We start from the raw sequence: 13,449 nt of genomic DNA, 5'->3' as shown, positions 1-13,449 counted from the left end.
CAACATCCCTGCAATACCTGCCCAAACCATGGCCAAACTCACACGCGGCGGCCTGGCGATAGTGCTGGCGCTCGGAACGCTCAACCTCGGCACCATGCTGGCTGCGCACAGCAAGCTGCAGCACGTCTTATACCAACCGCTAAACACTGACACCGCCAAGCAAAAAAGCGACCTGGACTGGATATATCGCTACACATTGCTTTCTCCATACGCAGAGCTGATGTACGCAGTTTCCGCGGATATGGAACACGGCGACATCAACAGCAGATTGCGCTCAACCAGTCTGCGATCGACTTCAGGCCTTTCAGCAAAATCTGCTACCAGCAGGTGGCATTACTGAAACTGAAAGGTGAAGACCTTAACGCAAGAAACCTGCTGAAACGCACTTTGATGGTATACCCGGCCAACTTGAAAACTATCGCAGAATCCATGCCTGCACCATACCGCGCAAAGCTACTTGAAGTGCTGACCGAGGTAGACCCTGCGTTATCAACCGGAATCAAGCCTGATTAATCGATACCGACATGACAGGCCCTATATAGCGCATTTCCAGCACATGGATTTTGTAACGGGCATTCCCGCCGTATCCTTGCCAAGTACTATCCGCTTTCAAACCTTTATGAGTAAACCATGCACCGTTTCACGATATCCAACACATTAAAGTTTCTGGTTCTCTCATTCTTCATTGCGCTGATAGGCATCTCCCCCAGCCTGAAGGTCATCCCGCAGGCGCTGACTGCCATGAGCCTGCATGACAGCCAGCGCCTGATCGAGTTATTGCTGGTCAGCCTGGTGCTGATGGAAAGCATTGCCTGAGAACAACCGCGGATAGCGCCCCATTGGTAAAATTACGCGTTATGCATTTTATATACTGGCAGCATTGGCGGTTATTTCATCCTATGCAGCAGCCTCACCACGGCACGCTTGATTGAAACCAGCCTGTTTGCCGCCTGGCCTGCCTGGCTGCATTTGTCGCACGTTTATACCATGAGAATAGTGCGCAGCTTATCAAGCGTCTTACGTATATCCTCTGGGGCGGCATCCTGCTTATCCATGATTGCATTTTATGTGGGTTACTTCACCGCGATCACTTTCAAAACCCGGTAGTCTGGCCTGCCCCCATTACAGGCTTTAACAACATCCGATTCTTTAACCAGTATCAGCTATGGACTTTAGGGCTGCTGGCGCTGCTTTGCTTACCATCGACTTGAACAGCAAGCGCGCACGCTACTGCCTGCATTTGGCATGGTTGCGTGGTGGGTATTGCTGTTCACTCGGCTTCACGCGGTGTGCTGCTGGCCTGGATCGTCGGCATATTGATTACCGCATGCATTTACAGGAAGCTGGCCTGGCCGTTTATCCGTTTGCAACTGATGCACATCACGGCGCGATTCTTAAGCTACCAGATATTATTCGAACTGATTCCATTCCTAAGAGGATTCGCTGTCGTCACGGGAACGGTTGTAAGGGATACCACCAGCGACCGCATTGCGCTATGGGGCCAGGCACTGCGCTTGATCCAGGAGCATCCGCTCCTGGGCATTGGCCCTATGCAATTTGCATGGCATAGCCCATCAGCGCACACCCGCATAACAGCGTGCTGCAACTGGCGCCGAATTCGGGCTGCCGGCGGCTTTATTACTGCTCACCATCACAGCTTACGGCCTGTACTGCTGGCTGAAAAGATTCAATATCAGCAGACTGCAATCCCAGAATAATCAAGATCGCCATTTAACCATTGCGCTCTTGTTCACTGCCGTCACGAATGCGGCTTATTCGCTGGTGGACGCGTGATTGTCATGCCGATCAGCCAGGTAATGATGTTTACATTCATCGGATTAATGATCGCTTTTTATGCCGAAGGCAATGCAGCTGAAACCGTCACGGTTAAAAGAAAATGCTTGTTGCATCCATTCTTTGCCGGCATCGTACTGATTACCTTAGTCTGGTCGACCTTGCCTGAAATACTGCAAAATGCGGCTGGCGCCGACAAAGATTCTCCATGGGCTACACGGCGCTGGGCCCCGGATCTGGCTTGAGTTTAAATAAACCGCAGACCCTGATACGCTAGGTGAACAAACCGGATGCGGCCGGTCGCGCGGCAACAGGCCTCATGCCTGACAGCTGATCCCACATCAGCATGATGTCCAGCAGATCGGTGTCTGCGCGTAGAATCTCGACTTCCGTCAATGCAACCACATGCTTGATCTGATGCCCGTTATTGATCGGAATGCTTGGCTGCCGGAGAGCCGCCGCGCAATATCAGCTTCCTGTCATCCTGAAAGCACAGCCCAAGATCGCCTTTGGTGAGGTAAATCAGCTGTGATGCCTGCGTTACATTCATGCGCAGGGGATTAATGCCTTTAGCAACGGTTTCTATAAAACAGACATCCGCAAGCTCCTGCTTACGGTCAGATGACAATTTTGCCAGCGGCTCAAGAAAATCCAGCAAGGTTTTATCAATAAGATTCATAAAATTTAAGTTAACCCTATCATTTTCACAGCAAACGCAATGTTGATTATCCGGAATCTGACTTACATATTTACTGATTGCATGTTTTTCTGACTGCATGTTTCACAAGTTGTCAGTTCCCGGTCCGGAACTGACCATTTACGTCATGCATTAATGTTGTTTCTTATTGCATCCCCACCGTTATAATTCGTGTATCGTATTGATTGCCGCCAAGGTACCGCTTAACCAACTCAGCCATTACAGAAAATGAACTACACCGCCCCGCTGGAATTAACGAACCCCATACAATCCACAGCAAAATTGATGCCAGTGTGATCTGGCTTCATGGCCTGGGTGCCGACGGCTATGACTTTGAACCCGTCGCCAGACAGCTCTTGCAGCCTGACGCCTTGCCCAATGTGCGATTCATCCTGCCGCATGCGCCTGAAATGGCAGTGACGCGCAACAACGGCTATGTCATGCCGGCGTGGTATGACATTTACGGCGTGATACCGGTGCACGAGGAAGATGAGGCGGGAATCAAGGCCAGCCAGCGTTATATCGACACATTGATTCAAACTGAAGTCAGCCGCGGCATTCCGCATGAACGCATCATTGTCGCCGGATTTTCACAGGGAGGCGCCATCGCACTGCATACGGTGCTCAGGTACCCGCATAAACTGGCCGCCATATTGGCACTATCCACCTATCTGCCGCTGCATTCAAAACTGGCAGCAGAAGTCAGTGTGGCCAACCAGAACACGCCGATATTCATGGCTCACGGCATTTTTGATGATGTCATCAGCCTGGACATGAGTAAACTCTCGCGCGATTTGCTACAGAGTCGTCAATATTTCGTCAATTGGCATGAGTACCGTATGGCCCACTCCGTATGCGCCGCAGAGATCGCAGACATTCAGGCATTTTTAAAGCAAGTTTTATCATCATAATTGCCTCAAGGTTTGTCCCAAGATTTGATAGAATAACGACTTGACCAACCATAAAACATCCAGCGTTATGCCCGCTTCTAAAAATGAACAACCAGCCAGCCCTGCTTCACCGGGGGAACTCGCACCTACCGTCAGTTACGAGCAGGCTTTCAGTGAGCTGGAACGGATCGTTGCCCAGATGGAATCCGGGCAAATGTCCCTGGAGGACTCACTCACGGCATACAAACGCGGCAACGCACTGCTTGAATTCTGCCAGAAATCCCTGGCCGACGTTGAACAACAAGTCAGGATACTCAATGACCGCCAGCAACTGATCCCGCTCAACCCTGAAAACGAATAAGCAAGCATGACTGATAACACTGCACCGGATTTTCCAGCCTGGGCGAAAGCAAAACAGGCCCGCATAGAAGAAGTGCTTGATGAGGCACTGCCGCCAGATAGCCGTGAGCCCCGCAAATTGCACAGCGCGATGCGCTATAGCGCCCTTGGCGGCGGAAAACGCGTGCGCGCGCTGCTTTGCTATGCAGCTGCGGAACTCTGCAACACGGAAATCGAGGTGGCTGATGCCGCTGCCGCTGCGGTTGAACTCATTCACGCCTACTCGCTGGTCCATGACGACATGCCATGCATGGACGACGACGACTTACGCCGCGGGAAACCAAGCTGCCATAAGCAATATGACGATGCTACCGCCTTGCTGGTGGGGGATGCCCTGCAAAGCCTGGCGTTCGATGTGCTATCGACACCCCAGCTTTGTGCAAATGCCAATCAGCAGATCAGCATGCTGAACATTCTGGCAAAAGCTGCCGGCTCCACCGGCATGGCTGGCGGCCAGGCGATTGACCTGGACTCCGTAGGCAAAGCGCTTGCACAGCAGGAGCTTGAAGACATGCACCAGCTGAAAACAGGGGCAGTCATTCAGGCAGCGGCACTGCTGGGCGCAGCAAATGGCACGCTTGAGCAGGTATCAGCCGTTCATGCCTATGCCGAAAACATCGGCCTTGCATTCCAGGTCATAGACGATATTCTGGATGCCGAGGCTGATACCGCTACGCTGGGTAAAACCGCAGGCAAAGATGCCGACAGCAACAAGCCCACCTATGTCACAATCTTAGGCCTGGAGGTTGCCAAAGACCTCGCCAGACAGCTGCACACGACGGCAATTTCAGCGCTGGCTCCCTTTGGCGACAGGGCTTTACGCTTGCGCGAGCTGGCAGGCTTCATTACACAACGCAGTTTTTAATAACATTTAACCACCACCCCACTTGTGACTTCGCTACTCGACACCATAGACTACCCTCAGCAACTTCGCCAGCTGGATCGCAGGCAGCTTGCGCAGCTCGCCCAGGAATTACGTTTATTCCTGATTGAAAGTGTTGCAAGAACCGGCGGGCACCTCGCCTCAAACCTGGGCGTGGTAGAACTGACTATCGCATTGCATTACGTGTTTAACACGCCGGATGACAAACTGGTCTGGGATGTCGGGCATCAGACTTACCCGCACAAAATTCTCACGGGGCGCCGTGACAAAATGCAAAGCTTACGCAAACCGCAAGGGATTGCCGGCTTTCCGCGCCGTGATGAAAGCGTGTATGACACTTTCGGTACCGGGCACTCAAGCACCTCGATCTCAGCCGCTTTAGGCATGGCGGTAACCGCCCAGAAAACGGGTAGCGGGCGGCGCTCTGTCGCCATTATCGGCGACGGTGCAATGACTGCCGGCATGGCATTTGAAGCGCTTAACAATGCAGGGAGCATGGATGCCAACCTGCTCGTGATACTCAATGATAACGACATGAGTATTTCCAACAATGTAGGCGCGCTTAACAAATACCTTGCCAAACTGTTATCCAGCCGCTTTTATGGCACAGTAAGAAAATCCGGCAAGAAGGTTTTATCGGCAGTACCGCCGATGATGGAGTTTGCCAAACGTGCTGAAGAGCACGTTAAGGGCATGGTCATGCCGGGCACATTATTTGAAGAGTTCGGCTTTAACTATATCGGCCCCATTGACGGCCATGACCTCAATGCACTGATTGATACCCTGCACAATATCAAAGAGCTTAACGGACCGCAGTTCCTGCATATTGTCACGCAGAAAGGCAAGGGATTCGAACCCGCGGAAGACAACCCGAATAAATTCCACGGGGTAGGCAAGTTTGACCCGGCCAACGGCAATGCAATCAATGCAAGTACGGTCAAAACCTATACCGAGGTGTTCGGTGAGTGGCTTGTAGATATGGCAGCGGCAGACCAGCGCCTGGTTGGCATCACGCCGGCCATGTGCGATGGCTCAGGACTGAATGCCTTTGCCGGTGCTTACCCTGACCGCTACTTTGATGTGGGCATTGCTGAACAGCATGCACTCACCTTTGCCGCTGGCATGGCATGTGACGGATTAAAGCCTGTGGTCGCGATTTACAGTACATTCCTGCAGCGCGCTTATGACCAGCTGATACACGACATCGCCCTGCAAAACCTGCCGGTGCTGCTCGCAATAGACCGGGCCGGCCTGGTCGGCGCCGACGGCCCCACACATGCAGGCAGCTTTGACCTTGCCTATCTGCGCTGCATTCCGAATATCGTCATCATGACACCAAGCAACGAGGACGAATGCAGGAAAATGCTGACCACAGGTTTTCAATACCAGGGGGTTTCGGCAGTGCGTTATCCACGGGGCAGCGGCACCGGTGCACCTATCGAAAGAGCGTTGACCCCGATTGAAATCGGCAAAGGCCGGGTCGCAAGGAACGGTGAAAAAGTCGCCATCCTGGCATTTGGCTCCATGCTCGCACCGGCGTTGCAAGCGGCAGAAACCACAGGGGCGACCGTTGCCGATATGCGTTTTGTAAAACCTATCGACACAGAACTGATCAAACAACTGGCTAACACACATGCTTACATTGTGACCGTGGAAGAAAACTGCATCATGGGGGGGGCTGGTTCTGCTGTGATGGAAGCCTTGCAAACCATGCAGAAAGATATATCCCAGCCAGTCAGGACACTCTGCCTCGGCCTGCCTGACCAGTTCATTGAGCATGGCGTGCATGAAACTATGCTGAGCGAATGCGGTCTAGACAGTCAAGGTATTGCTGACGCAATTGCGAAGTTAATAACCTAGTGTTATACTCAACTATTATCTAAAAAGTGATCAAGTCAAAACAATGAGCCAAACAAAACCGCAAAGCCCTATTGAAGACGTACAGAACACCGCTGATACGCGCCACCTAGCCATTGACAAGGTTGGTATCAAAGCCATACGCCATCCGGTTGTCGTTAAAGATAAATCCGGCGGCGAACAGCACACAGTCGCAGTGTTCAATATGTACGTACACCTGCCACAGCACTTCAAAGGCACACACATGTCGCGTTTTGTTGAGATCCTCAACATGAACGAGCATGCGATTTCCGTCGAATCGTTCCAGGCGATCCTGCGTGAGATGGTAACGCGCCTGGAAGCTGAATCAGGCCATGTTGAAATGACTTTCCCATATTTCGTCAACAAAGCAGCGCCTATCTCCGGAGTGAAAAGCCTGCTTGATTATGAAGTCACGTTCATAGGCGAAATACACCAGGGCAAATACGACATTACGGTAAAAGTACTGGTGCCGGTCACCAGCCTGTGCCCATGCAGCAAAAAGATCTCCAGTTACGGTGCGCACAACCAGCGTTCACATGTCACCGTGACCGCTCTCATCAATGACTTTATCTGGATCGAGGACATTATCGACCTGGTAGAGAAGCAGGCATCCTGTGAGCTGTATGGCTTGCTGAAACGCCCTGATGAAAAATTCGTGACTGAGCGCGCTTACGATAATCCTAAATTTGTAGAAGATATGGTGCGTGACGTTGCCGCCCAGCTCAATGCAGAAAAACGTATCGACGCCTACATTGTCGAATCCGAGAATTTCGAGTCTATTCACAATCACTCGGCCTATGCGCTGATTGAAAAAGACAAACGCAAACACTAAGCTGCTGCTAAGGCAGTAAATACAAAAAGCCACTGGGAACAGTGGCTTTTTATTTACAGTTGCCAGTCAATACTTCTTGGTCAGCGTCATCATGATGTCCTGGCGCTTCATATCCAGCCGGTTAAGCGCACTCATCCCCAGCAGCACCACGGAAGGTGATCCGCCCTCCAGCACGCTGCCCTGCACCTGGTTAAGCGTAATGCCGCCAATCTGAAGATTGGAAATCGTGACACGGTACGCAGTTACTACCCCGTTCGCAGTGGAAACCTGTACGGGCTCGCCGCGCTTATAATCAATTTTTGCAAATTTAGCATCCCCGCTATTGAGGGCAACGGTCGTAGCGCCGGTATCAAGCAAAAACCTTAATGGCGCTCCGTTAATCTTGCATTCAGACAAGAAATGCCCCTGCGCATCTGCATACAGCGTCACGCTGGGGCTGCCGGAAGCGGAGCTATCCCCCATGGACAATGCCTGCCCCATCCCCAGCCTTTTAGTTTTCCCTTCGATCAGCAAGGTTGCAGACTGGCTATCTGCTGCCAGTAATTTAACACCATCAATAGATTGACCTGCACTCAGTGTTTTTGGCTTGCCGCCGTTCACCATCACCACCGCCATATTGCTGAACAAGCCCACAATATTCACTTGTGTCTCCGCAGAAACATTGCCGCTTAAGAGCAAGGCCGCCATGATTAAAACACTATACCGATTCATCCAAACATGCCTCCGGAAATCTGGTTCTTTTTGCTGAGTTTCAGGCCAAAGCCGATCACGGCCAGCCCAAGCAAAGGAAAAGCCGCCGCGAAAACAAAGGTCTGCTGTCCGCCGAAGTATTGCAGCGAGTAACCGCCGGCAATGCCGCCGATGGCACCACCTACGCCATAAGCCACGCTATTATAGATTGCCTGGCCTTTTGCTTGGTGCCGGCCTTTGAAAAACTGGGTGATCACTTCAACAGAAGCCGCATGAAAGCTGCCGAACGTTGCCGCATGCAATGTCTGCGCCAGAATGATGACCCACAGGCTATCCACTGCAACCCCAATTACAGCAAACCGGATCACGGCCAGCATCAGGCTGGTGAGCAGGATAGCTTTCAGACTGAAGCGCGCCATGATTTTTGGCATCAGCATGAAAATAGCGATTTCACAGACCACACCGACCGACCACAACAGCCCGATCACACCTTTGCTATATCCATGCTCGCTTAAATAGATTGAGTAAAAGTTATACAGCACGCCATGTGCCGTCACCATCAGCGAACACCCAACCAGCAAAGCGATGACATTCGGCTGCCTGATGACCTGCCAGATCGAGAAATGGTCATGTTCATGCGGTGCCACTTTAGGCTCAGGTAACGTAAAAGACAGCGCAAAAAGGCTGACCTGCACGATCAGCAGGAACCATAGCAGGCTGGCAATTCCGCTTATATCGATCAGGTAGCCCAGCACCACGGCAGCCACGATAAAACCCAGCGAACCCCACATGCGGATGCGGCTATAGTAGCCGTTAGTCGTAGCAAGGTGCGCCAGCGTCAGCGACTCAGCCAATGGCAGGGTGGAACTGGTAAACAGGCTCAGCGCCGCCATCACGAAAAACATCCAGAAAAAACCGTGCGCCCAGAACACCGCAATAAAACCGCACAAGCCCAATAGTGCAGTCAGCCTGATCCATTGTGCACGTTTACCGGTGTGATCTGCCAGCCAGCCCCAGAAATTGGGGGCGAAAATACGGCTGATCTGGAATAAAGACATCAGGATACCGATGTCCGCAGCCGAGAACTGTTCCGATTGCAGATACAGCCCCCAATACGGTACGAAAGCACCCACGAAGAAATAGTAGATGAAATAGAACCGGGACAGCCGATGATGGAGTTGTGTGTGCATATCAATCTGTTTTTGTGACGCGTAGCTTCAATAAAAAAGCCGGCTTGAGCCGGCCTCATTGATTGCGCAGCCAATTAAAAAACCACCTCAGGTTATCACCGGCTTTTTAATACCGGAAGCGCTTTGTCAAATAATACTGTCTGGCTTAATAGCCATTAAAATATCTTAGGGGTGCTGCAATCCACATCGGCATTCTGTGCACGGTGGCGTAAGGCATGATCCATGAGCACCATCGCCAGCATCGCCTCCACAATGGGCGTTGCCCGCACGCCCACGCATGGATCGTGGCGGCCGGTTGTCTGCATCATGACCGCATCACCGTGCTTGTCGATAGAACGGCGCTCCTGCGGAATACTTGAAGTCGGCTTTAACGCAACATTGACGCGGATTTCCTGACCCGTAGAAATGCCGCCAAGAATACCGCCGGCATGGTTGGAAACAAAGCCCTGCGGCGTCATTTCGTCCGAGTGTACGCTGCCACGCTGCGCAACGGCGGCAAAACCTTCACCGATTTCCACACCTTTGACTGCATTGATGCTCATCATGGCATAGGCAATTTCCGCGTCCAGCCGGTCAAAGATCGGCTCGCCCCAACCGACGGGCACGCCTTCTGCCACCACGGTAATGCGCGCACCGACCGAGTCACGTTCCGCACGGATATTATCCAGATAGGCTTCCAGCTCCGGCAGTACCGCGGTATTGGAAGAGAAAAACGGGTTGCTGTTCACCACATCCCAGCTGCCGAAAGGGATTTCAATCTCACCCAACTGGCTCATGTAGCCGCGAACCGTCACCCCAAAACGCTCTTTGAGCCATTTCTTTGCAATGGCCCCGGCAGCGACCCGTACTGCGGTTTCACGCGCACTTGACCGTCCGCCGCCGCGATAATCCCTTACGCCGTATTTCTGCGTATACGTATAATCCGCATGCCCGGGACGGAAGGTATCCATGATCTTGCTGTAATCCTGTGAGCGCTGGTCAGTATTGCGGATCAGCAGGCCAATCGGCGCTCCTGTCGTCTTACCCTCGAACACGCCGGAAAGAATCTCGACAGCATCGGCCTCCTGGCGCTGGGTAACATGGCGGGAAGTGCCGGGTTTACGGCGATCAAGGTCGACTTGCAGGTCTTCTGCCGTGAGCGAAAGTCCTGGCGGGCATCCGTCGACTACGCCGCCGATTGCGGCACCGTGCGACTCACCAAATGAAGTAAAAGTAAAAAGTTTACCAAGCGTGTTACCGGACATAATGCGATCTCAATGAAATTTAGGCAATTTTAACATAGCAAGCGACTGGATTAATTTGCCAGCCCCTTAATCCATTGCGTATACACCTGATTTGCCACCTTATTCAAGAAGAAACAATGCAAAGGCAGGTTCTGCATGATATCAGCGGGAGCCTGCACCGCTGGACTCGCAGCAGCGAGTTTTAGTTCATCGGCGCCTGCATCGCACCAGCTTTCCACCATTTCGGGCGTCATTTCGATATGGCACTGGAACGCCAGGTGTTTGCCAACTGCATAAGCCTGGTTATCACAATAGCGGCTGGATAAAAGATGCACTGCATTAAGCGGCAGGCTGAAAGTCTCGCCATGCCAGTGAAAACCGTTAAAACTTTCCATGTCGCCAAACCAATGTGCCGCGGCCTCGTTCCTGCTGACCGCAAGCGCACCCCAGCCAATTTCCTTGACCGGGTTAAGCGTGACCGCGGCACCTAATGCTTTGCTCATCAACTGCCCGCCCAGGCAATGCCCCAATACCGGAATATCCGCTGCAACGGCCTCACGAATCAAATCCAGCAGCGGCGGTATCCACGGCAGATCATCGTTCACGCTCATCGGCCCGCCCATGAGCACCATGCCGCTAAACGCACTGATAGTCTCAGGGATAGCATCGCCCTCATCTACTTTAACTAGCTGCCATGGAATACCGTGGGTGTCTAAAAAAGTTGCCAGATAACCGGGGCCTTCTACCGCAACATGCCTAAAAATAACTACTGGTTTCATTATTACAACACCTTATATTTCCCAAGTTCAATATTATCAATCGTATGATTGCCTATCGCATAACGAATCAGACGCAAAGTCGGAAACCCGACTTTTGCAGTCATGCGACGTACCTGACGGTTTTTGCCTTCGGATATCCGGATTTCCAGCCACGTAGTCGGTATCGCCTTGCGTTCGCGTATAGGCGGGTTTCTCGGCCATAAATCCTGCGGCTCCGCAATGATTTTCACAGCGGCAGGCTGGGTAAAAAAATCCCCCAGATCAACCCCGGTTCGCAATGGCTGCAAATCAGCATCTGTCGGCGCGCCTTCAACCTGCACCCAATAAGTTTTAAATTCTTTATGTTTAGGGTGACTTAAACGATGCTGCAATGCACCATCATCGGTTAAAATAAGCAATCCTTCTGAATCCGTATCTAAACGTCCGGCTGCATAGACATCAGGAATCGGAATAAAGTCTTTTAACGTGGCGTGCCCTTCTTTTCCGTTTTTAGGGTCATGCGCACTGAACTGGCACACGACGTTAAAAGGTTTATTGAATAAAATTATCATCTTAGGAAATATTGAATGACTTCTAAAATTGTAAAACCAGCCACCGGTGAAAAAATTACTGTCAATGCAGATAATTCACTTAATGTGCCTAACCATCCGATTATCCCATTTATTGAAGGCGATGGCATAGGGTTCGATATTACCCCACCTATGATCAAGGTCGTAGATACTGCCGTAAATAAAGCCTACAACGGCACACGTAAAATCTCCTGGATGGAAGTGTACGCCGGCGAAAAAGCCGTGAAAGTATACGGTAAAGACCAGGACGGCAAAGATACATGGCTGCCGAATGAAACCATGCAGGCCGTGCGCGATTATGTGGTGTCAATCAAAGGCCCGCTGACCACGCCGGTTGGCGGCGGCATTCGCTCGCTCAATGTAACCTTGCGCCAGGAACTTGACCTTTATGTCTGCCTGCGCCCGGTGCAATACTTCACAGGCGTGCCCAGCCCGGTGAAACATCCTGAAAAAACCGACATGGTGATTTTCCGTGAAAACACGGAAGACATCTACGCCGGCATTGAATGGGCTGCCGGCACCGATGAAGTGGAAAAAGTCATCAACTTTTTAAGCGATATGGGCGTGCGCAAAAAAATCCGCTTCCCGGAATCATCTGCAATCGGCATCAAACCGGTATCGATTGACGGCAGCAAGCGCCTGGTGCGCAAAGCAATCCAGTACGCCATTGATAACAACCGCAAATCAGTCACCATTGCCCACAAAGGCAACATCATGAAATTCACTGAAGGCGGATTCAGGGATTGGGGTTATGAAGTCGCCAAACAGGAGTTCGGCGCAGTCGAGATCGACGGCGGCCCATGGTGCAAACTGCCGAATGGCATCGTCATCAAAGACTGTATTGCGGATGCTTTCCTGCAGGAAATCCTGCTGCACCCGCAAGACTATGACGTAGTTGCAACGCTTAACCTGAACGGTGACTACATGAGTGACGCGCTGGCGGCACAGGTTGGCGGCATCGGCATTGCGCCAGGTGCAAACCTGAGCGACACGGTTGCCATGTTCGAAGCCACGCACGGCACGGCACCGAAAATTGCCGGCAAAAATATTGCCAACCCAAGCTCACTGATTCTTTCCGCAGAAATGATGCTGCGCCACTTAGGCTGGACAGAAGCAGCTGACCTGGTGTTGAAAGGCGTTGCCAATGCAATCGTGGCAAAACGCGTCACCAGCGATTTTTCTTCGCAGATGGAAGGTGCAACTCAGGTCGGCACCTCAGAGTTCGGCGATGAGATTATCGCCAACATGTAAGCTCGGGCATAGCCATACACAACGGAAATAAAAAAACGGCACATAAAATATTAATTTTATGTGCCGTTTGAATTTAAGTTAATCACCCTAAGGCAATCAACCCAAATATGTTCAGGCTTAAGCCTTTTGAATATTTGAAGCTTGTTTACCCTTTGGCCCTTCAGTCAAATCAAAGCTTACGCGTTGACCTTCTTTAAGGCTTTTGTAACCGGATTCCACGATTGCAGAGAAGTGCGCGAACAAATCGTCACCACCATCATCTGGGGTAATAAAACCAAAACCTTTAGAATCGTTAAACCATTTTACGGTACCTGTTGCCATCTCATACATCCTTACATAATACAAAGGGGGGCGCCCCAAAAAGTTTGCCTCAA

Annotated in this window: 18 protein-coding genes and 1 pseudogene; 11 read left to right on the top strand and 8 right to left on the bottom strand. The window is 51.6% G+C overall.

Annotation, left to right across the window (positions count from 1 at the left end; translation table 11 throughout):
* The 5 genes and pseudogenes from GQ51_RS11940 to GQ51_RS11915 all read left to right on the top strand — a co-directional run.
* Positions 1 to 340, top strand: a pseudogene (locus GQ51_RS11940) (hypothetical protein); the annotation flags it as partial.
* Entirely contained in the window at positions 328 to 513 is a 186-nt protein-coding gene (locus GQ51_RS11935; protein WP_047553365.1) for a hypothetical protein, read from the top strand. The pseudogene GQ51_RS11940 and the gene GQ51_RS11935, both read left to right, overlap by 13 nt.
* A gap of 117 nt (positions 514 to 630) precedes the next feature.
* Positions 631 to 816, top strand: coding sequence for a hypothetical protein (locus GQ51_RS11930; RefSeq protein ID WP_047553362.1), 186 nt, complete (start codon positions 631 to 633; stop codon positions 814 to 816).
* A 440-nt stretch (positions 817 to 1,256) separates the two neighbouring features.
* The gene (locus GQ51_RS11920) at positions 1,257 to 1,718 is read left to right on the top strand and encodes an O-antigen ligase family protein (RefSeq protein WP_160280015.1); all 462 of its coding nucleotides are present in this window, start codon (positions 1,257 to 1,259) and stop codon (positions 1,716 to 1,718) included.
* A 123-nt stretch (positions 1,719 to 1,841) separates the two neighbouring features.
* Positions 1,842 to 2,039, top strand: coding sequence for a hypothetical protein (locus GQ51_RS11915; protein WP_235276223.1), 198 nt, complete (start codon positions 1,842 to 1,844; stop codon positions 2,037 to 2,039).
* A gap of 28 nt (positions 2,040 to 2,067) precedes the next feature.
* Here GQ51_RS11915 and GQ51_RS12625 read toward each other — a convergent pair whose 3' ends face one another.
* Together GQ51_RS12625 and GQ51_RS11910 are read right to left on the bottom strand one after the other, a co-directional pair.
* Positions 2,068 to 2,199 carry a hypothetical protein gene (locus GQ51_RS12625; RefSeq protein ID WP_268746840.1) on the bottom strand — a complete coding sequence of 44 codons (132 nt, stop codon included), beginning with the start codon at positions 2,197 to 2,199 and terminating at the stop codon, positions 2,068 to 2,070.
* A gap of 19 nt (positions 2,200 to 2,218) precedes the next feature.
* Positions 2,219 to 2,473 (bottom strand): hypothetical protein, encoded by a 255-nt coding sequence (locus GQ51_RS11910; RefSeq protein ID WP_047553345.1) that lies wholly within the window; start codon positions 2,471 to 2,473, stop codon positions 2,219 to 2,221.
* Positions 2,474 to 2,784: 311 nt separating this feature from the next.
* On the opposite strand from GQ51_RS11910, the gene GQ51_RS11905 reads away from it, so the two are divergent.
* Genes GQ51_RS11905 through folE2 form a run of 5 tightly spaced genes read left to right on the top strand, consistent with a single transcriptional unit; the run spans position 2,785 to position 7,373 of the window.
* Positions 2,785 to 3,402 carry an alpha/beta hydrolase gene (locus GQ51_RS11905; RefSeq protein ID WP_235276222.1) on the top strand — a complete coding sequence of 206 codons (618 nt, stop codon included), beginning with the start codon at positions 2,785 to 2,787 and terminating at the stop codon, positions 3,400 to 3,402.
* Positions 3,403 to 3,442: 40 nt separating this feature from the next.
* Positions 3,443 to 3,742 (top strand): exodeoxyribonuclease VII small subunit, encoded by a 300-nt coding sequence (locus GQ51_RS11900; RefSeq protein ID WP_442922106.1) that lies wholly within the window; start codon positions 3,443 to 3,445, stop codon positions 3,740 to 3,742.
* A gap of 6 nt (positions 3,743 to 3,748) precedes the next feature.
* Positions 3,749 to 4,645, top strand: a complete 897-nt coding sequence (locus GQ51_RS11895) for a polyprenyl synthetase family protein (RefSeq protein ID WP_047553341.1) — start codon at positions 3,749 to 3,751, stop codon at positions 4,643 to 4,645.
* 24 nt (positions 4,646 to 4,669) lie between these two features.
* Positions 4,670 to 6,523 carry a 1-deoxy-D-xylulose-5-phosphate synthase gene (dxs, locus tag GQ51_RS11890; RefSeq protein WP_047553338.1) on the top strand — a complete coding sequence of 618 codons (1,854 nt, stop codon included), beginning with the start codon at positions 4,670 to 4,672 and terminating at the stop codon, positions 6,521 to 6,523.
* 43 nt (positions 6,524 to 6,566) lie between these two features.
* Positions 6,567 to 7,373 (top strand): GTP cyclohydrolase FolE2, encoded by an 807-nt coding sequence (gene folE2 / locus GQ51_RS11885; protein ID WP_047553335.1) that lies wholly within the window; start codon positions 6,567 to 6,569, stop codon positions 7,371 to 7,373.
* A gap of 66 nt (positions 7,374 to 7,439) precedes the next feature.
* Here folE2 and GQ51_RS11880 read toward each other — a convergent pair whose 3' ends face one another.
* From GQ51_RS11880 to GQ51_RS11860, 5 genes are all read right to left on the bottom strand, one after another.
* Positions 7,440 to 8,084 carry a retropepsin-like aspartic protease family protein gene (locus tag GQ51_RS11880; protein WP_047553332.1) on the bottom strand — a complete coding sequence of 215 codons (645 nt, stop codon included), beginning with the start codon at positions 8,082 to 8,084 and terminating at the stop codon, positions 7,440 to 7,442.
* Positions 8,081 to 9,253, bottom strand: a complete 1,173-nt coding sequence (locus GQ51_RS11875) for an MFS transporter (protein ID WP_047553329.1) — start codon at positions 9,251 to 9,253, stop codon at positions 8,081 to 8,083. Before GQ51_RS11875 ends, GQ51_RS11880 begins: the two co-directional genes overlap by 4 nt.
* A gap of 155 nt (positions 9,254 to 9,408) precedes the next feature.
* A complete protein-coding gene (gene aroC / locus GQ51_RS11870) occupies positions 9,409 to 10,497 on the bottom strand; it encodes a chorismate synthase (protein ID WP_047553327.1) in 1,089 nt (362 codons plus the stop codon).
* Positions 10,498 to 10,547: 50 nt separating this feature from the next.
* Positions 10,548 to 11,255, bottom strand: a complete 708-nt coding sequence (locus tag GQ51_RS11865) for a type 1 glutamine amidotransferase (RefSeq protein WP_047553324.1) — start codon at positions 11,253 to 11,255, stop codon at positions 10,548 to 10,550.
* Between the two features lie 2 nt (positions 11,256 to 11,257).
* Positions 11,258 to 11,806, bottom strand: a complete 549-nt coding sequence (locus GQ51_RS11860; RefSeq protein WP_047553321.1) for a pseudouridine synthase — start codon at positions 11,804 to 11,806, stop codon at positions 11,258 to 11,260.
* Positions 11,807 to 11,821: 15 nt separating this feature from the next.
* On the opposite strand from GQ51_RS11860, the gene icd reads away from it, so the two are divergent.
* Positions 11,822 to 13,075, top strand: a complete 1,254-nt coding sequence (icd, locus tag GQ51_RS11855) for an NADP-dependent isocitrate dehydrogenase (protein WP_047553319.1) — start codon at positions 11,822 to 11,824, stop codon at positions 13,073 to 13,075.
* A 117-nt stretch (positions 13,076 to 13,192) separates the two neighbouring features.
* On the opposite strand, the gene GQ51_RS11850 is transcribed toward icd, so the two are convergent.
* Positions 13,193 to 13,396, bottom strand: coding sequence for a cold-shock protein (locus tag GQ51_RS11850; RefSeq protein WP_015831543.1), 204 nt, complete (start codon positions 13,394 to 13,396; stop codon positions 13,193 to 13,195).
* Positions 13,397 to 13,449: the final 53 nt, after the last annotated feature.

Origin of the sequence: Methylotenera sp. G11, assembly GCF_000799735.1 — a bacterium.
Taxonomy (GTDB): Bacteria; Pseudomonadota; Gammaproteobacteria; order Burkholderiales; family Methylophilaceae; genus Methylotenera.
Note: the sequence above shows the minus strand (reverse complement) of the source record. Positions and strands in the feature narration are given on the sequence as shown.